The 18057-nt window shown below is 73.2% G+C and carries 17 protein-coding genes; 12 read left to right on the top strand and 5 right to left on the bottom strand.

All coding sequences use genetic code 11. The features are described 5' to 3' along the window. Nucleotides 1-55: 55 nt before the first annotated feature. Nucleotides 56-2608, bottom strand: coding sequence for a LuxR C-terminal-related transcriptional regulator (locus tag ABZS58_RS49310; RefSeq protein WP_354791599.1), 2553 nt, complete (start codon nt 2606-2608; stop codon nt 56-58). Between the two features lie 190 nt (nt 2609-2798). After that, nucleotides 2799-3692 (bottom strand): formylglycine-generating enzyme family protein, encoded by an 894-nt coding sequence (locus ABZS58_RS49305; protein WP_354791600.1) that lies wholly within the window; start codon nt 3690-3692, stop codon nt 2799-2801. Between the two features lie 322 nt (nt 3693-4014). On the opposite strand from ABZS58_RS49305, the gene ABZS58_RS49300 reads away from it, so the two are divergent. Next, nucleotides 4015-4848, top strand: a complete 834-nt coding sequence (locus ABZS58_RS49300) for a hypothetical protein (RefSeq protein ID WP_354791597.1) — start codon at nt 4015-4017, stop codon at nt 4846-4848. A 139-nt stretch (nt 4849-4987) separates the two neighbouring features. Here the strand turns inward: ABZS58_RS49300 and ABZS58_RS49295 are convergent, their stop codons facing one another. Then, complete coding sequence (locus tag ABZS58_RS49295) at nt 4988-5287, bottom strand: hypothetical protein (RefSeq protein WP_354791595.1); 300 nt, start codon at nt 5285-5287, stop codon at nt 4988-4990. Nucleotides 5288-5441: 154 nt separating this feature from the next. Here ABZS58_RS49295 and ABZS58_RS49290 point away from each other — a divergent pair, with 154 nt between their 5' ends. After that, nucleotides 5442-5924, top strand: coding sequence for a DUF1269 domain-containing protein (locus tag ABZS58_RS49290; protein WP_354791593.1), 483 nt, complete (start codon nt 5442-5444; stop codon nt 5922-5924). An 81-nt stretch (nt 5925-6005) separates the two neighbouring features. Here the strand turns inward: ABZS58_RS49290 and ABZS58_RS49285 are convergent, their stop codons facing one another. Further along, on the bottom strand, nt 6006-6647 hold the full coding sequence (locus ABZS58_RS49285; protein WP_354791591.1) for a hypothetical protein: 642 nt from the start codon (nt 6645-6647) through the stop codon (nt 6006-6008). A 372-nt stretch (nt 6648-7019) separates the two neighbouring features. Here ABZS58_RS49285 and ABZS58_RS49280 point away from each other — a divergent pair, with 372 nt between their 5' ends. The 5 genes from ABZS58_RS49280 (at nt 7020) to ABZS58_RS49260 (ending at nt 14825) form a co-directional block, all read left to right on the top strand. Next, nucleotides 7020-10214, top strand: a complete 3195-nt coding sequence (locus ABZS58_RS49280; protein ID WP_354791589.1) for a LuxR C-terminal-related transcriptional regulator — start codon at nt 7020-7022, stop codon at nt 10212-10214. Further along, a complete protein-coding gene (locus tag ABZS58_RS49275; RefSeq protein WP_354791588.1) occupies nt 10211-10660 on the top strand; it encodes a hypothetical protein in 450 nt (149 codons plus the stop codon). Before ABZS58_RS49280 ends, ABZS58_RS49275 begins: the two co-directional genes overlap by 4 nt. Before the next feature lie 81 nt (nt 10661-10741). Next, on the top strand, nt 10742-11575 hold the full coding sequence (locus ABZS58_RS49270) for a hypothetical protein (protein WP_354791587.1): 834 nt from the start codon (nt 10742-10744) through the stop codon (nt 11573-11575). A 13-nt stretch (nt 11576-11588) separates the two neighbouring features. Beyond that, complete coding sequence (locus ABZS58_RS49265; protein WP_354791585.1) at nt 11589-13145, top strand: hypothetical protein; 1557 nt, start codon at nt 11589-11591, stop codon at nt 13143-13145. A gap of 27 nt (nt 13146-13172) precedes the next feature. Further along, the gene (locus ABZS58_RS49260) at nt 13173-14825 is read left to right on the top strand and encodes an NAD(P)-binding protein (RefSeq protein ID WP_354791582.1); all 1653 of its coding nucleotides are present in this window, start codon (nt 13173-13175) and stop codon (nt 14823-14825) included. A gap of 37 nt (nt 14826-14862) precedes the next feature. Here ABZS58_RS49260 and map read toward each other — a convergent pair whose 3' ends face one another. Then, a complete protein-coding gene (gene map / locus ABZS58_RS49255) occupies nt 14863-15630 on the bottom strand; it encodes a type I methionyl aminopeptidase (protein ID WP_354791581.1) in 768 nt (255 codons plus the stop codon). 35 nt (nt 15631-15665) lie between these two features. Here map and ABZS58_RS49250 point away from each other — a divergent pair, with 35 nt between their 5' ends. From ABZS58_RS49250 to lepB, 5 genes are read left to right on the top strand one after another with little or no spacing between them, the layout of a single operon-like run. Next, nucleotides 15666-15932 carry a helix-turn-helix transcriptional regulator gene (locus ABZS58_RS49250; RefSeq protein ID WP_354791579.1) on the top strand — a complete coding sequence of 89 codons (267 nt, stop codon included), beginning with the start codon at nt 15666-15668 and terminating at the stop codon, nt 15930-15932. Then, nucleotides 15929-16447 (top strand): peroxidase, encoded by a 519-nt coding sequence (locus ABZS58_RS49245; protein WP_354791577.1) that lies wholly within the window; start codon nt 15929-15931, stop codon nt 16445-16447. Before ABZS58_RS49250 ends, ABZS58_RS49245 begins: the two co-directional genes overlap by 4 nt. Continuing rightward, on the top strand, nt 16444-16950 hold the full coding sequence (locus ABZS58_RS49240; RefSeq protein WP_354791575.1) for an endonuclease V: 507 nt from the start codon (nt 16444-16446) through the stop codon (nt 16948-16950). Before ABZS58_RS49245 ends, ABZS58_RS49240 begins: the two co-directional genes overlap by 4 nt. 47 nt (nt 16951-16997) lie before the next feature. Further along, entirely contained in the window at nt 16998-17315 is a 318-nt protein-coding gene (locus ABZS58_RS49235; protein WP_354791573.1) for a PadR family transcriptional regulator, read from the top strand. Further along, nucleotides 17312-17956, top strand: a complete 645-nt coding sequence (gene lepB / locus ABZS58_RS49230) for a signal peptidase I (protein WP_354791572.1) — start codon at nt 17312-17314, stop codon at nt 17954-17956. Before ABZS58_RS49235 ends, lepB begins: the two co-directional genes overlap by 4 nt. Nucleotides 17957-18057 lie beyond the last annotated feature (101 nt).

Genomic DNA, 18057 nt, shown 5'->3' with positions numbered 1-18057 from the left:
GCCGCCGCCCCCCCCCCCCCGCCCCCGGCCCCCCGCCGCTGTGCCTGGCGAACCGTCAGAGCAGGTTCAGTTCGCGGGCCCGTTCGATCACCTCTCGCCGCCTGCCGACCCCCAGCTTGCGGTAGATGTTCTTCATGTGCGTCTTCACCGTGTTGACGGACACGTAGAGCATCGAGGCGATCTCGCCCGCGGACAGCGTGCCCTGCAGGTAGCGCAGGACGGCCAGTTCGCGTTCGGTGAGCGGCTCGGCCAGCTCGCCCGCCACGGCGGCCGGGCGGCCGAAGCCGTTGAGCTCGGTCGCGATGTCCTCGGCGACGCCGCGGTAGCCGCTGCCCGCCGGTAGGTAGGTCACCAGCAGCTCCCGGACCGGCTGGCCACCGGCCACGAACGGCCAGCGGATCCCCTCGTCCTCGGCGCACCGCAGTGCCTGCTCCAGGGCCCGGCCGGCCTTGGAGCGGTCACCGAGGGCGCGGAGCGCCCTGGCGCAGGTGAGGTTGGCGTCGACCGTCCACACCAGCGATCCGGTGGTGTACTCCAGGAACGGCTGGACCGCGCCGAGGGCGGCCGCCGGGCGGCGTTCGGCGAGGTGCGCCTTCGCGCGCACCACTCCCAGCCACGGCGTCAGCAGCTCGACGGGTTCGAGGTTGAGCAGCCGCTTCGCCGCCTCCACGTCGCCGGCGGCGAGCCGCAGCTCGGCCTCGGCGAGCGTGACGCAGTGCTGGAGCCTCGGCGTGTACCGCCAGTCCGCGAGCTGCCGCCGGATCGCGGCGAGCTCGGTGCAGGCGGCCCTGGCGTCGCCGGCGGCGGCCCGGATGTGCGCCCGGGACATCGTCGCCACCGCGACCAGCCCGGGGTCGGCGAGTCCGCCGCCGTCCAGGGCCCGGTCCAGGTAGTGCTCGGCCGCCCGCACCCGGGCCTGGAGGTAGCAGACCTCGGCGACGGTGAGCTGCGCCCACACGACGTCGCTGCCCTGGGTCTGGCCTTCGCGGTCGGCGAGGGCCAGGGCCTCCTTTCCGTAGCGCATCGCCGCCGACAGCCGCCCCCGGGTCGCGTTGAGCTGCGCGAGCTGCCGCAGCGCCGCGAGCTGCGACTGCACGCCGCCGCAGCGGCGGGCCAGGCCGAGCCCCTCAGTGAGCGCGAGCTCCGCCTGCGTCAGGTCGCCCTGCAGCAGCCGGGCGCCGCCGACGGCGACCAGGGCCAGGGCCCGCATCCGCGCGGTGTCCTGGTCGTCGAGGCCCATGTCGTCGCGCAGCAGTTGCGGCGCGGTCGCGAGGATCAGGTCGGGCTTGCCCGACTGGTGCGCCTCGGCCATGCGGAAGCTGTCGACGATGGGCCGCAGCGCCGTGCGGGCCGACTCGACCAGCGTGTGCTGGGACCGGTCGACCAGGTGCAGGAACGTCTCCGTGCCCTGCGGGTCGCTGGCGTCGAGGCGCTCCGCGGCGAACGCCAGGGCCAGCTTCGGGTCGTTGCGGACCTCCTGCGGCGGCGGCGGGACCAGTTCCTTGATGGTCCGCAGCCGCGCCCCCGGCACCAGCTCCTGCCAGCTCGCCGCGAGCAGGTCGGAGGCCTGCCCCCAGTTGCGGGCGGCGAGTGCGTGCCGCAGCGCGTCGGCCGGCAGGTCGTGCGCCGCGAACCAGTCCGCGGCCCGCCGGTGCAGCTGGCGGACCTGCTCGGGCCGGCGGTGCCGCAGTTCGTCGTACAGCATGAGCCCGAACAGCGGGTGGCACCGGTACATGCCGGCGTTGCCGCTGCCCTGCACCACGAACAGGTTGGAGTGCTCCAGCGAACCCAGGATGCGGGCGCCGTCGACCCTGCCGGTCAGCGCCTCCACGAGCTCAGCGCTCACCTGGTCGAGGACCGACGTGCAGAGCACGACCTCTCGGATGTCCTCCGGCAGGGTGTCGAAGACCTCGCCGACGAGGTACTCCCCCAGCGCCCGGTCCTGCAACGCGAACCGCGGCACGAGGCTGTCCGGCTCCGGATGCCCCTGCACGGCGAGGGCGGCGAGTCGCAGTCCCGCCGCCCAACCCCGCATCACCGCGTGCAGCTCCACCAGTGCCGCCTCGGCGAGCCGGACGCCGTGCGCGTTGAGCATCTGCGCCGTCTCGTCGAGGGTGAAGCCGAGCGCCCCGTTGCGCAGCTCGGCGAGCGCGCCGCGGATACGGAAGCGGTACAGGGTGAGCGCCGGGTCGGTCCGGCAGGCGATGACGAGACGCAGGCGGTCACCCGCCTGGGAAAGCAGCGTCTCGAGCTCCCCCCACACCCGCGGGACCGACAGTTCCTGCAGGTCGTCCAGGATGACGACGACCGGCGGGCCGGGCCGGCGCAGCAGCACGACCAGTTCGTCGAGTGCCTCGCCACCGTCGGCGGGTGCCGCGGTGACCTGGTGCTCCGCGGTGGCCGCCGCGACCGCACCCAGCACGTGTTCCCAAAAGCGCGGGCCGTGGTGCGCCTCGACGGTCAACCACGCCAGCGGCCAGGGCGTTCGCCCGGCCGCCACCCACTCTGCCAGCAGGGTGGTCTTGCCCCACCCCGCCGGAGCTGAGATCAATGTCAAAGGCCCCGCCACCGCCCGATCCAGCGCGTCCAGCAGACGCGGTCGTGGCACGTGATAGCGGGGCGGCTCAGGCACTGCGAAGTGCAGTACAGGACGGGTGATCGTGTCAACGAGCGTTTTCTGCCCCAACGTATTTCGCCCCCTCCCACCCACCGCAGCACGGCGGATGACCACGGGATTGTGGGGCGATTAAAGGTGAGCACGCCTCACCCGTAGGGGGTGAACAAATGACGGTGCGTCATCACCCGAGTCTGCGAACGCACCGGAAACCGACGTGGCAGCTGCCGTTGTCGACCGCCTCCGGCTGCCGCGCCGCCGGACGGAACCGGTGGTCATAGCCGGTGGAGCACAGGTAGGAGCCGCCCTTGACGACCCTGCTGGCATAGACGGCCGCCCCTGCCGGGGTGTCGACGCGCGGGTTGTCGGCGACCTCACCCTGCGGCTGGAGAGGATCATCGCCGAGGTCGAACCTGGCGTTGCCGGAGCGGTAGTAGTCCGACGTCCACTCCCACACGTTGCCGACCACGTCGAAGAGTCCGTACGCGTTGGCGGCGAACGCACCCACCGGGCTGGTGCCGTGCCCGCCGTCGCTGCGGTCGAGCCAGGGGAAGATGCCGTGCCAGATGTTGGCGCGTCCCGGCTCGGGTTCGTCACCCCACGGGTACAGGGCCTGCTCGAGCCCGCCGCGGGCGGCGAACTCCCACTCCGCCTCGGTCGGCAGGTCCTTGCCGGCCCAGCCCGCGTAGGCGGCCGCGTCCTCGTAGGCGACGTGCACCACCGGGTGCGCGGACTTCCCACGGATCGACGAGTCGGGGCCCCACGGATGTCGCCAGGACGCGCCGGGGCGGAACTCCCACCACACCCGCCAGTCGCGCAGCGGCACCGGGCCCGGTGGCTGCACGAACACCATCGAGCCCGTCTGCGCGCCCTGGCCGGCGTCCGGCCCGTCCGGCTCCGGTTGTCGCTCGGCCACGGTCTCGTAGCCGGTCTCGGTGGTGAACAGGGCGAACTCGGCGTTCGTGACGGGATGCGAGTCGATCCAGAAGCCGTCGACGGTGACCTTGCGCACCGGCGCCTCTTCCGGATAGAAGCCGTCCGCACCCATGGCGAACGTGCCACCAGGTATCCAGGCCATCTCCACGACCGCATTGTGCTGGCGCCGCCGGGTGAGAAGTCCTCACCCGGTGGGGGTGACGGTCACTCCATCGATGGACGGGCACCCCAACTCACACGGGCAGGGTGATGTCCGGTCATCCGGATCCACCGAACGATCGGCTCAAAAGCACCGGTTCGCAAATTCCGCAAGGGAGGGAGGTCGCCACACGAGCTTCGCCGGATCCGGCCGCGGCGCCTCCTCTCTTGTCCGCCGCGGCCGGACGACGAACCTGCTCGGTCAAGACCTGCCGACCTGCCTCCTGCCGGTGTCCCGCTCGTGCAGAGGAAGGAACACAGAGGCCATGACCAAGAGCAGAGCCGTGTGGTTCGGCTGGGTCACCTTCGCGGCCGTCATGCTCGTCGTGCTCGGGCTCCTCAACGTGCTCGAAGGACTCGTCGCGCTGCTGCAGAACCAGGTGACGTTCATCGACGGCGACAGTCTGGTCGTCGTCAACCTGACCGGCTGGGGCATCCTCCTGCTGGTCTTCGGCGGCCTGCTGCTGGCCGCCGGGATCGGGCTGATGGCCCGCAACGCCGTCGCAAGGGTGGCGGCGATCGTCATCGTCGCGCTGCACATGCTGATCCAGATCGGTTCGCTCGGCGCGTACCCGGTGTGGTCGCTGCTGATGATCACGCTCAGCGTCGTGGTGCTCTTCGGGCTCACCGTGCACTGGTCGGACTCGGAGCTGCCCACCATGGCGCCGGCGGCACCCGCCGGGGCAACCCAGGCAGGTCCCACCAGTCACCGGGCGGACCGCGACTTCCAGGCGGCCGACTACCAGGGGTACGGCAGCGGCATCCCGATGAACGCGCCGACCTCACCGAGCCATCCGGGTGCGCGGCCGTCCGGCGCACCCGCGCAGGGCTCCACCCAGAACGTCGGACCCTATCCACCCGGCGGACCGTATCCGGCGGGGCGGCCCGGGGCGGCGACGAGGCCCAACGAGGGGACGCACGCCGCGGAGACGACGGGCCGGCACGGCGACATGACCGCTCCCGGCGAGACGCCGCAGCCGCCCAGGTACGGCGACATCGGTGGCGGTGGCGGTGCGCACTCCCGGCACGACGAGACGGCGCGGTGGTCCTCGGACCAGCCGCGGCACGCCGCACCCACCTCGGACTACGGCGTGATCTGACCAGCTCGCCCACCACAGAGGAGAAGGTGGCTGCCCCCGTGGCAGCCACCTTCTTCATGTCCCGGAAAACGTTCGAGGCGCCGACGCGGGCCTGGGAGCGCGTCGGCGCCTCTCGCGCCGTCCTTCGGTGTCAGACGTCTTATGTGGTGCCTTGCGATGTGGTGACTTGCGATGGGTGGGCGGCCTCCTCCGGATCAGCCGCCCACCCATCGGCTCCCGCCGCCCTCGCTGAAGAGCGCCCGGTGCGCAGGATGCGGGCCGTGTCCACCGCTCCTCCTGCCCCGTTGAGTACCCCCTGCTCAACGGTGTTCACCTGACGCTCCAGCTGGGTCGTCACGCCGGGGACCACCGACGACGTGACGCCCGCGGCTGGCGGGAACGGGCGGACCATCATCGATGGTGCAGCAGTCACCATCAGGGCCGCCCGCAGTTCGTTCATGGCAGGAATCCTGCTGGCTGTCCGAGTGATGCGTCCTCACCCCGGTGGGGTGATCGGCCAGCGGGCACATCGTCACTCCGCACAGGTGGGGCAGGGCACGGCCCGCCGCCGCGACGCTCGACCTACATCGGTCTCAAACGAACGGAGCACGACGATGGCCACGTTGACCGTCTGGAAGTTCGACACCCCCGAGGGCGCCTCCAGGGCCGCCGAGAAGCTCCAGGACCTCGCGAAGCAGGGCCTGGTGACCGTGGAGGACGCCGCGACCGTGTCGTGGCAGGAGGGCTCCAACAAGCCCAAGACCCGCCAGTTGCACAGCCTCACGGCGCGCGGCGCGCTCGGCGGCATGTTCTGGGGCATGCTCTTCGGCCTTATCTTCCTGATCCCGCTGTTCGGCATGGCGGTCGGCGCGGCGGCGGGTGCCATCGCCGGCTCGCTGACCGACGTCGGCATCGACGACGACTTCATCAAGCGGACCCGCGACGAGATCCAGCCGGGCACGTCCGCGCTGTTCGTGCTGACCACCGACGTGGTCGTCGACCGGGTCCGCGACGCGTTCGCCGGCGAGCGGCCGAAGCTGATCCACACCAACCTCTCCAAGGAGCAGGAGGACCACCTGCACGAGGTCTTCGCCTGATCCGCACTCCCCCCCAGACAGGGCGATGCCCGGTGGTCCGCTGTGGACCACCGGGCATTTCGGTGCGGGGCAGAACGTCATTCAGGCGTTGGGCAGGTTGGCCATCTCCTTCTCCGCGGTCTCGACCTCCGCGATCAGCTTGGCGTGCTGCTCGGACAGCGTGTCCAGCAGCTTTCTCGTGGTCTGCAGGCTCTCGGTGCCGATCGAGCGGGTCGACGCGAGGAGGTTCTCGGCCGCCTCGCGCTGCCGCTGCCGGCGGGTGTCCCACTGCACGCGGCGGGCCTGCTCGGCGCGGGCCTCTTCGGAGCGGCGCTGCGCCAGGGCGGTCTGGAAGTCGCGGATCGCGTCCTCGGCGTGCTTGCGCGCGTCGGCGAGCATCTCCTCCCCCGCGGCCCGCGCGCCGTCGAGCTGCTCGGCGGCCTGCCGGCGCAGCTCGTCCGCCTCCTGCTCGGCCAGCTCGATCATCTGCTGGATCCGGCCGCCGACGGCCTTGGAGCTCTCGTCGCCGCACGTGCACTGGCGCAGGTCCGTGTTGAGCCGCTCGACCTTGCCCGCCAGCTGCTGCTCCCGGTAACGCGCCGAGGCGAGTTCGGTCTCCACGGTGGTCAGCCGCATCTGCAAGGTGGCGACGTAGCGGTCGACCTGGGCGCGGTGGTAACCCCTCAGGCTCAGCTCGAACCCGTTCTCGCCGCGGAGCTCGATCTCGCCGACAAGCGCGCTCATCCTGGCTCATCCTCCTCCCCGCTCGTCGACACGACGGGCGATAGCGGGAACGCTGCCGACCAGTGTGGTGACCGCGCGTCATCCGTTCCGGGTGAGCCTTCTGCGCGCGGCGCGCCGGTGCAGCGATGTCGATGCAACCGTTGCTACGCAAGGCAAACAGCCACATCGGTCAAGGGAAGACCACCCAGGCAGGGTGAGGCCCCGCGGCTGCGGGCGGTGCTTTGCTCGTCACGTTTGGCGAGGTATGAAATCGGGGGGCACCGAGTGTCGCAAGCTTTGGTACAGCAGGTTCGCCTGGATCGTCATGGCACGGCCCCGTCGACGTTGGCGGTGCCGGATCTGCCGCCTGGATACGTGCTGCGCGATCGCGTCGTGCAGCAGCTGGACGCCGCGGTCCGGGCGCCGCTGACGCTGGTGACGGCGCCCGCTGGCTGGGGCAAGACCGCGGCGCTCGTCGCGTGGGCCCGCACCGTGCACATCGGCGACGAGCTGCCGGTCGTGCGCTGGGTGACGTCGCACTCGCCGGACGGCGCCGACGTGCCGGGCCGGCTGCGCGGCGCGCTGTCCACCGGGGACGCGGTGTCCGCCGGGGACACCAAGAGCGACCTCTACTCCGACGACCTGCCGCAAGCCGTCGACTCCCTCGACAGCCCCCACGTGGTGGTCGTCGACGACGTGCGCGAGATCAGCGACCAGGCCGCCCTTGCCGAGCTGGAGTCGCTGGTACGGCACGGCATGGGCAAGCTGCACCTGGTGCTGTCCTGCCGGCGGGACCCGGCGCTGCCGCTGTACCGCTGGCGGGTCAACGGCTCGCTGACGGAGGTGCGCACGACCGACCTGTCGCTGACCATCGCCGAGACCGCCCAGCTCCTCGCCGCGCACGACGTGGTCCTGCCCGGCAGCACCCTGTACGAGCTGCACTCGATGACCGAGGGCTGGCCGGCCGGCGTGCGGCTCGCCGCGATGGCGATGCGTGGGCACCCGGAGCCGGAGCGGGTCCTCGACGACGGCGGCCCCTACAGCACGGCCGTCGGCGACTTCCTCACCGGCGAGGTCATCGAGACGCTGCCCGCCGACACCCGCCGGCTGCTGTTCGACACGGCGGTCGCGACGCGGCTCAACGCCGGCCTGGTCGAGGCGATCACCGGCCGCGACGACGGCGCCCGGGTCCTCGCCGAGCTCAAGGGCTCCAACGCGTTCCTGACCCGCAACGCCGGGCCCGGCGGCTGGTACCGCTTCCACCCGCTCTTCGCCCGCACGCTGCACTCCGAGCTGCTGCGCCGCAACCCGGAACGGGTCGCCGAGCTGCACCGCAGGGCGGCGGCGTGGCACGCGACCTACGGCATCCCGGCGGAGGCGATGCGCCACGCGCTGCTCGCCGAGGACTGGGCGGGCGCCGTCGAGACCCTCGACCGGCACTGGCCCGACATCGTCGCCGGGGTCCGCTACGACCGCCCGCACGAGGCCGCGCCGCACGCGTCGGCCGGCGACGAGCACACCGACCCGCGGCTGGCCCTCGCCTTCGCGGCGGAGCGCCTGCGGGTCGGCGACCTGGAGGGCACCCGCGACTTCCTGCGCCGCAGCAACCGCGCCATCGACACCCTGCCCGCGGCACCCGGCCAGGCCAAGGACCCGGGCGCCCCGACCGGCAGCGGGACCGGCGGCGGCGCGCCCGGCGGCAACGCCGGCCCGCATGGCACGTCGGCGGGCGCCGCGGCCGGCGCCGGCAACGGCACCAGCGTCGGCTACGGCGCGGGCAGCGGCACCGGCGCGGCGGGTGGCAACGGACCCGGCGCCGTGAACGGCCCGCACCACCAGAACGCCCTGAACAATCCGGCCCGCACGAACATGCCGGCCGCCGCGAGCGGCCCGGTCAGCACGAACGGTCCCGTGGGCGGGACGGGCCCGCAAACCGGCGGCCCGCCCACCAGCGGCCCGCCCACCAGCGCCTCGCAAACCGGCGGCCCGCCCACCAGCGGCCCGCCCGTCGGTGGCCCGCACACCGGCGGCCCGCCCGTCGGCGGCCCGCACACCGGCGGCCCGCACACCGGCGGCCCGCAAACCGGCGGCCCGCAAACCGGTGGCTCGCAAACCGGTGGCTCGCAATCCGGCGGCCAGAACCTCACCGGGCAGGGCGGTGCCGGCCTGCCCGCCGCGCTCCACGTCCCGGCCGGACAGGGCGGCACGACGGCCGTCATGACCGCCCCCGCCCCGAGCGGCACACCCAACGAGCAGGTCAACGAGCAGGTCAACGAGCAGGTCAAGGAGCAGGCGAAGGGGCAGGTCCGCCTCAACGCCCGCATGGTCGCCGGCTTCGCCGCCGCCGAGGCGCGGCTGTCCGGCGACCCGCGCAGGGCCCTCGCCGCCGCCGGCGAGCTCAACCGTCCCGACGACCAGACCGACGAGGTCCGGGCACTGTCCATGCTGGACGAGGGTGAGGCCCGGCTGCGGCTGGGCGAGCTCGCCGCCGCCGGAACGCCCCTGCACGGCGCCCTGGTGCTCGCCCAGCGCACAGGCATGGCACAGACCCAGGTGTGCGCCGCGGCGCAGCTGTCGGTCCTGGAGGCGTCCCGGGGCAGGCTGCGCGCCGCGGCCAGGCTCGGCCGCCAGGCCCTGGTGACCGCGGACCGCTTCGGCATCACCGACGCCGCCGACCTCGGCTGGGTGCGGATGGCCCTGGCCAGCGTGTACGGCGAATGGGACCGCATCGCGGAGGCCGACCGCCTCCTCGACGAGGGCCTCGACCTGGCCGCCGGCGACCCGGACCTGCTCGTCGCGGTCGCCACCGTGCGCGCGAGGCTGCGCCACGGCTCCGGCCGGCTCGCCGCCGCCCTGGAGGTGCTGCACACGGCCCGCCGCGAGCTCGGCGGTGCGGCCCTCGCCCCGAGTGTGGAGCGGGCCCTGGCGCTGACCGAGGCGGAGCTGCGGATCAGCGGCGGCGACCTCGGCGCGGCCCGGCGGCTCATCGCCACGGGCGGCGACCCGGACGTCTATGCCGGCTGGGCCGCCTGCGTCGACGCGTCGGCGGCGCTGGTCGAGGGCAAGGCGGCCGCCGCCGCTTCGACGGCCCAGCAGTACGCGACCCCGTCGGTGGACACGGCGCTGACGTGGACCGTGCACGCCGCGATCCTCACGTCCCTGGCCGGCCGGGCGCTCGGCGACCGCAACCGGGTCCTGCGCGGTCTCGAGGTGGCCCTCGACATCGCGGAGGAGGAGAGCTTCCGCCGGCCGTTCCTCGTCGGTGGCCACCCCGTCAGGGATCTCCTCGCGAACTTCGCGCCGCTGCTGCCCGTGTACCACCCGCTGGCAGCGGAACTGGCAGCCGGCTCTTCGCCGCTGTCGGCCGGCGGCCGCGGCGCGGACGGCAGCCTCGTCGAGCCGCTCACCGAACGCGAGCTGACGGTGCTGCGCTACCTGCAGGGCACGATGTCCAACCTGGAGATCGCCTCGACGCTGTACGTGTCGGTCAACACCGTCAAGACGCACGTGAAGAACATCTACCGCAAGCTGCACGCCGGCCGCCGGCGCGAGGCCGTCGAGCGGGCGCGGGAACTGCGGCTGCTGTGATCCTCGTCCGGGCCGTCGACGAGGGCCCCGGACCTGCGGCGGAGGCGACCCGCCGGTGCGTCTGGGGCGCGCTCGCGGCCGTCGTCGCCTGGCCTGTGCTCAACGTCGCCGGGGTCGCCCACGCGCAGGCCGCCGCAGCCGGGGTGGGGCTGCTGACGGTCCTGCCGTTCGCGGGGCCGGCTCTCGGGGTGGCGTTCGCCGCCGGGCTGGTCCTCACGTCGGGGCAGCCCTTCGCCCCGGCGCTCGCCCTGGCCGCCGCGTCGCTGATCGCGCTGGTCGGGGTACCGGCGCAACACCTGCCGAAATGGGTCGGTCCGCTGTCCGTGCCGGTGCTCGCGGCCACGGCGCTGTTCGGCGGCGCCCTCGGCGGCCTGCCCGGTGTCCTCGCCACGGTGCTGCTGGCCAGCGCCTGCGCGACCCTGGCCCGGCGGGTCCGGCATGTCTGAGCGCCTGAAGGTCGCAGAGCACCCGCTCGAACGGCAGCCCCGGACACGATCGGACACCTCGCGCGGCCGGCGGGCTGAGGCGTGATCGAGTATCTGCGCGGCCGGCGGACCGCGATCGTGCGCCGGCAGGCCGCGAACGCCCTGGAGCGAGGGCTCGCGGGCGGTGCCGGGCAGCCGCGCAGCGGACCGTTCTGGCCCGCCGACAACTGGGTGTTCGTGGTGTACGCGGCCGCGCTCACCTGCGCCGCGGCCGTCGTGCTCGGCATCCGCTGGCTGGACGCGCCGCCGCTGGGCCGCACGGTCCTGGCGGGGATCGCCGCCGCCGGCTTCCTGCTCGCCGGGCTGCACCTGGTGAAGACACCGGCGCGCCGGGAGCGGGCACTGCGGCAGTTCCTCACCGACCCGCGGGACCGGGCCGTGTTCGAGGAGGCCGCCTCGCACGCCGACCGGATCATGCTGACCTGGCCGGCCCTGGAGCGGCTCGGCGACCCGACCGACCCGCGGGACACCCTGGAGCGCATGCTGTGGGACCTCGCGCACGCCCTCGCCGAGCGCGGCGAGCTGCGGACCGCGGTCCGGGAGCTGCGCGCGTCGGTCGGCGAGCCGATCGGCGCCGGCCTGCTCTTCGCCGCCGTCACGGACCGGCAGGCGGAACTCACCGCGCAGCTGACCACCGTCGACGCGGAGGTGGTCCGGCGGGTCGAGCGGCTGCGCCACCTCGCCGGGCTGTGCCAGGGGTTCCTCGACCACCGGGCCGCGCAGTCGCGGGCCAGGGTGCGGGTCGAAGCGGCCGACGCGCTGCTCGGCGCGATCAGCGCCCGCCCGGGCCGCGATCCGGAACCCACCGAAACGCTGACGGAACGGACGGAAACGGTACTAGCCGCATACCGCGAGCTGGCCGACGAGTTCGGGTAGCTACCCTGCCGGGGTGCTGAAAACCAGGCAGTTGACCGGTCTGCTGACCGGGTTCGGGATCGCCGTGGCGGCCGTGGGGCTCTTCTTCGCCTATCTGCGGATGGCATTCGCGTTCCCGATCAACGCCGATGGCGCCAGCAACGCGATGCAGGCCCACGACATGTTCCACGGCAACCCGCGGCTGACCGGCTGGACCCTGTCGGACGTCGCGTTCTACCCGACGGAGCTCATCCAGTACGCGGCGATCCAGGTCTTCACCGGCCCCACCGTGCAGCAGATCCACATCGCCGCCGCGATCACGTACACGATGATCGTGCTGCTGGCCGGAATCCTCGCGAAGGGCCGCGCGACCGGCCTGGAGGCGTGGCTGCGCGTCGGGGTGGCGGTCGCGATCCTGCTCTGCCCGGTGCCCGGCACCGGCTACCAGACGCTGCTGTCCTCGCCGAACCACACCGGCTCCGCGGTCCCGCTGCTGCTCGCATGGGGCGCGATCGACCGGATGCGCGACACGAAGGCGAAACCCGTCGTGGTGGCGCTGCTGCTGGCGTGGGGCGCGTGGGGCGATCCCCTCGTCACGTTCGTCGGCGCCGTCCCCCTGGCCCTGGTGTGCCTGGTGCGGGCGTTCCGCCTCGGCGGGTCGTACAGGAGCCGCATCGTCAGCATGGACTTCCAGCTCGCGGTCGCCGCCGGCGTGTCGGTGATCCTGTCGCACCTCGCGACCTGGGGGCTGAAGGCGATCGGCGGCTACCACACGCCGAAGCCGCCGATCGAGCTGTCGCCGCTGGACGAATGGTTCCACCGGGCGCACATGACGGCGCGGATGCTCGGCGTCCTGTTCGGCACCCACCGCCCCGGCTGGCAGGGCAAGTGGGTCCAGCAGGGAGTGTCCTACCTGCACCTCATCGGCTTCCTCGTCGCGCTGGTCGCGGTGTCGATCGTGCTGCTGCGGATCCTGCGCGGCACCGCCGACCGGGTCGAGTCGATCATGGCGATCGCGATCTGCTGCGACATCGGCGCGGAGATCGTCTCGACGCTGCCGGTCGACCTGATGGCGGCGCGGGAGATCGCGCCGGTGCTGCCGATGGCGGCGGTCCTCGCCGGCCGGATCGTCGGGCCACGGCTCATCGCCGCCCGCTGGCGGCAGGGGGTCCTCGCCGTCGTCCTGGCACTGCTGACGCTCAACCTGGTGGCGTACTCGCCGCCGCGCGCCGAAGCGTCGGAGGGTCAGGTCGTCGCCGACTGGCTGCGCGAACGCGACCTCACCTACGGTCTCGGCGCCTACTGGGTCTCCAACAACATCACCGTCACGACCCGTGGGAAGGTGACGGTCGCGCCGGTCATCGGCGACGTCGACCGGGTCGTGCCGATGTGCTGGCAGTCCAAGACCAGCATGTACGACGCGGCGCACGACGCCCGGTTCATCCTCTTCGAGAAGGACCGGCCCTTCTACGGCACCCCGGCCCAGGCGGAGAAGATGTGGGGCGCGCCGAAGCAACGCTTCGACACCGGCCGGTACGCCGTCATGGTGTACGACATCAATCTCCTGGCCGGATTCCCGCCACCCTGCTGATCACCTTTCGTCGATACGATCGGCGGCGTGCGCAGATTCGTCGTCTGGGGTGACAACGCCCTCGCGCGGAGGCTGGTCGGGGAGCTCATCAACAGTTACGGCGCGCAGGTGACGGTCGTCGTGCCGTCGCTGACGCAGAACCTGGCGCCGGAGATCGCGGAGATCTGCGCGCCCGACCCGTGGTCGATGGTCGTCGAGGAGCGCCGCCTGACGGCGGCCACGTTCCTGCGGCCGGAGCTCACCGAGGCCGAGGCGATCGCGTTCGTCGACAACGACGACGTGGCCAACGTCGACGCCGCCCTCATCGCCCGCGAGGCGCTGCCCGACGTGCGGGTCGTGCTGCGGATGTTCAACACGGTCCTCGGCGCGGGCGTCGCGTCGCGGGTCCGCAACTGCGCGGTGCTGTCGGCGTCGGAGATCGCCGCGCCCGCGTTCGTCGCCGCGGCGCTCGGCGACGACACCCCGACGTCGATCGAGCTGACCGACGGCCAGCGGCTCACGGCCGTCAGCCGCTCCTCGGCGAACCCGACCGACGTGCGGTGCGGGCTCGCCGTGACGGCCACCGAGGAGACCCTGCCGGCCGACGACGACACCGCCGACCTGGTGCTCGTCAGCGTCTACGGACGGATCCAGCCGGCGCCGCGGCGGGTCGGCCGGCACCCGTTGCGCACCACCCGGCTGGTGCTCAAGGGCGGGCTGCGCCGGGTCCTCATCGGCGTCGCCGCGCTGCTGGCCACCGGCAGCGTCGTGGTCGCGTCGGTGCGGGACCTGAGCCCGTGGCGGGCGCTGTACGTCACCGTGCTCACCACCCTCGGCGGCGCCAACGCCGACCTCGAGACCGACCGGGTCAGCCAGGCCGTCGACCTCGCGCTCGTCATCGCGGGCGTGGCGGTCATGCCGGCGGTCACCGCCGCCGTCGTCAACACGCTCGTCAAGGCCCGGCTGAAGATCGCCGCCGGCGGCCTCGCCGTCCCCGTCGGCGGCCATGTGATCGTCATCGGCCTCGGCAACGTCGGCGCGCGGGTCGTCCAGGGCCTGCACGACCAGGGCATCGACGTCGTCGCCGTGGACCGCTCACCGACCGCCCGTGGCGTCGCCGTCGCCCGCGGCCTCGGCATCCCCGTGATCATCGGCGACGCGAAGGACTCCGAGACCCTCGCGACGGCGTCGGTGGCCACCGCCCGCTGCCTGGTCATGGTCACCACCGACGACGTCACCAACCTGGAGGCCGCGCTGCTGGCCCGCTCGCTGCGCGCCGACCTGCGGGTGGTCCTGCGGCTGTTCGAGGAGGACTTCGCCCGCCGGATCAAGGTCGCGTTCGGCATCAACCACTCCCGCAGCGTGTCCTACCTGGCCGCGCCCGCGTTCGCCGCGTCGATGGTCGGCAGCGAGGTCGTCGACACGATCCCCGTCGGCCGCCGGGTCCTGCTCGTCGCCGAGGTCCGTGTCGGCGCCCGCTCCCAGCTGGAGGGCAGCCACTTCCACGAGGTCAGCGTCCCCCACGAGCTGCGACTGGTCGCGGTCCAGACCGGCCGGCCCGGGCTCGCGGAGGGCGTGCAGACCTTCTGGTGGCCGGAGCGCAACCGCGGCCGGACCCTGGACCGCGGCCACACGATGGTGGTCGTCGCGACCAGGGCCGGTCTCGTCGCGCTGCTGGAGCGGGCCGCGGGCCGCCCCTGACGGGTGCCGGCGGGTCACCCACGCCGCCGGGGAGCGCTCACACGCTCGTCAGGATGACCGGCCCGTCCTCGGTGATCGCCACCGAGTGTTCGGTGTGCGCGGCGCGGGAGCCGTCCACCGTGGACACCGTCCAGCCGTCGCTGAGCAGGCGGTGCCGGTCGGAGCCGCTCTCGATGACCATCGGCTCGATCGCCAGGGCCAGGCCGGGGCGCAGGGTGAGCCCCCGGCCGGCGCGCCCGACGTTGGGCACGTGCGGGTCCTCGTGCATGGCGGTGCCGATGCCGTGGCCGCCGTAGCCGGTCGGCATGCCATAGCCCGCGGCCCGGCACACCGCCTCGACGGCCGCCGAGATGTCCCCCAGGCGCCCGCCGGGCCGGGCGGCGGCGATCCCGGCCGCGAGGGCCTCGGCGCACGTGTCCGCGAGCCGCCGCGCGTCGTCGTCGATCGTGCCGATGCCGATGGTGATCGCGGAGTCTCCATGATACCCGCCGATGTGCGCCCCGAAGTCGATCGACAACAGGTCACCGTCCCGCAGCGGGCGCCTGCCGGGGATGCCGTGCACGATCTGGTCGTTGACCGACAGGCACAGGACCGCCGGATACGGCACCGGCGCGAAGGACGGCAGATAGTCCAGGAACGACGACTTCGCCCCGTGCTCGGCGAGCATCCCCCTGGCGAGCTCGTCGAGCTCCAGCAGGGTCACGCCGGCCGTCGCCCGCTCGCTCACGGCGCGCAACGTCAGCGCCACGATCCGGCCGGCCTCACGCATCGTCTCGAGCTCCGCGGCGCCCTTCAGAACCACCATGGCGAGGATTCTAATACCAGGATTATCATCGACACATGGTGCGTAACCCGTTGACCGCAGACGAACGCCATCGCGGACTCGTCCTGGGCAGGCTCCTGCAGCAGGCGCGGGGCACCCGCAGCGCCGCGGCCGTCGCGTATGAGGCCGGCATCTCCCTCGACACACTGCGCAAGATCGAGCGCGGCGCCATCGCCACCCCGGCGTTCTTCACCGTCGCCGCCCTGGCCAAGGCCCTCGGGCTGGACCTGTCGGTGCTCGCCTCGGACCTGGGCTCCTCCGAGACCGCGGCGCACGTCGCATGACGCACCTGCGGATCCCCGGCGAGCAGGGCGACGCCACCAACTACGAGCGGGTCTTCACCCTCGCACCCGAGGTCTACCAGCACTGGGGCGCACTGTCGCAGTCGGTGAAGGCCGGCATGGACCTGCGCCGCTACGAGCTGGTGACCTTGGTCGCGGCCCGGCGGATCGGCGCCACCTACTGCAGCCTGGCCCACGCCGGGGTGCTGCGGTCGCGCTTCTACGACGACGACGCCCTGCGGGCGATCGCCACCGACTGGCACGACGCCGGCCTGGACCCGGTCGACGTCGCCGTCATGGACTTCGCCGACGTCGTGGCGAGGGACCCTGGCGCCGTCACCGCCGCCGACACTGAGGCGCTGCGCGCCCACGGCCTGTCCGAGCAGGACATCTTCCACGTGGTCCTGGCCGTCTCGATCCGCCGCTTCTTCGGCGGGGTCCTGCAGGCCACCGGCGCCGAGCCGGACCAGAACCTGGTCGACGCGCTCCCCGCCGAGCTGGTTCACTTGCTGGCGTGAATTCGCGGCGGTACGGGGCCATCGACGTCGACTATCCGGACACCGGCGGCGCCCGGGGCGCGCTGGTGATCGCCGCCGAGCCGACGTTCGCCGGTCCGCTCGACGAGCGGGTGACCTGGCTCGACGAGGTCGCGCCGTACGAGCCGGGCGCCTTCTACAAGCGTGAGCTGCCGGCGGTGCACGCGCTGCTCGACCCGCTGCCACCCCTGGACCTGCTCATCGTCGACGGGTATGTCGACCTCGACCCGGACGGCCGCCCGGGCCTCGGCGCGCACGTCGCCGACGAGCTCGGCATCCCGGTCCTCGGCGTGGCGAAGACCGCGTTCCGCAGCGCCACCCACGCCGTCGCCGTGCGCCGCGGCGGCGCCGAGCGGCCCCTGTTCGTCACCGCGACCGGCGTCCCGCTGCCCGACGCGGCGGCGCTCGTCACGGCGATGGCCGGTGCCTTCCGCCTGCCCGACGCCCTGCGCCGGGTCGACGCCCTGGCCCGCGGCCGCGCGTGACGACATAGGCCTTCCGCGCCATAGTCTTCATATGTAGAGTTTCGGGTATGCCGAGGTTGCCGCACACGTCGCCGCAGACGCTGCACGTTTTCGAGGCCCTGCTCGCCGCACCTGACGCGTGGCGGTATGGGTACGACCTGAGCCGCGAGACCGGGCTGGCGTCCGGTTCGCTGTATCCGATCCTCATGCGGCTCGCCGAGGGGTCGCTGCTGGAGACCAGGTGGGAGCCGGCGGAGCAGCCCGGTCGTCCGCCGCGGCACCTGTACAGGCTGACCCAGGACGGCGCGGCGCTCGCCCGGCAGCGGCTGGCCGCCCGTGCCGCTGCGGCGTCCGCGCCCCGGCTGCGTCCGCGGACCGCGTCGTGACCGCCGCGCACCGGCTGGCCCGCCGGGTGCTGACCGTGGCGTTCGCCGGCACCCGCGGCCCGTGGGGTGCGGCCGTCGTCGCCGAGCTCGACCACGTCACCGGCACGTGGGCCGTCGTGCGCTGGACCCTGGGCGGCCTGCGGGTCGCCTCGCGCGCCCTCGTGCCCGTCGCCCCGCTGGAACGCCGCGCCGTGCGCCTGGTCCTCGCGGTCACCGTGGTGTCCGCCGCCGCCTTCGCCGCCTTCACGGTCCGGGGGATCCCGTCCGGTGCGATGGCGCCGACCCTCGACATCGGCGACCACGCGATCGTCGACCGGCTGACGTTCCGGGTCACGGGCATCGACCGCGGCGACGTGGTCGTGCTGCGGGTCCCCACCGGGGAGGGTGGCGCGTTCACCACCGTCGACAGGGTCATCGGCGTCGGCGGCGACACCATCGACTGCGCCGGCGGCCGGGTCCGCCGCGACGGGACGCCCCTGGACGAGCCCTACATCCACGGCGCGGCCACCGACTGCTCGCCGGTCACCGTGCCCGACGGGATGCTCTACGTCCTCGGCGACAACCGCGAGGTCGCCCGCGACTCCCGGCACTACGGCCCGCAGCCCGCCGCCGGCGTCCGCGGCACCGTCCTGCTGGCCTAGCCCCCCGTGGCACGTTTCGGGGATTCAATGCTTGCCGAGAGTGCCTAACGTGGTCTTCAACAGCGACGACGAAGCCACACCGGATACTGGGGAGTTGCAAT

It is taken from the genome of Dactylosporangium sp. NPDC005555, assembly GCF_040605635.1.
Classification (GTDB): Bacteria; Actinomycetota; Actinomycetes; order Mycobacteriales; family Micromonosporaceae; genus Dactylosporangium.
This window is presented reverse-complemented; position numbering and strand designations above follow the sequence as displayed.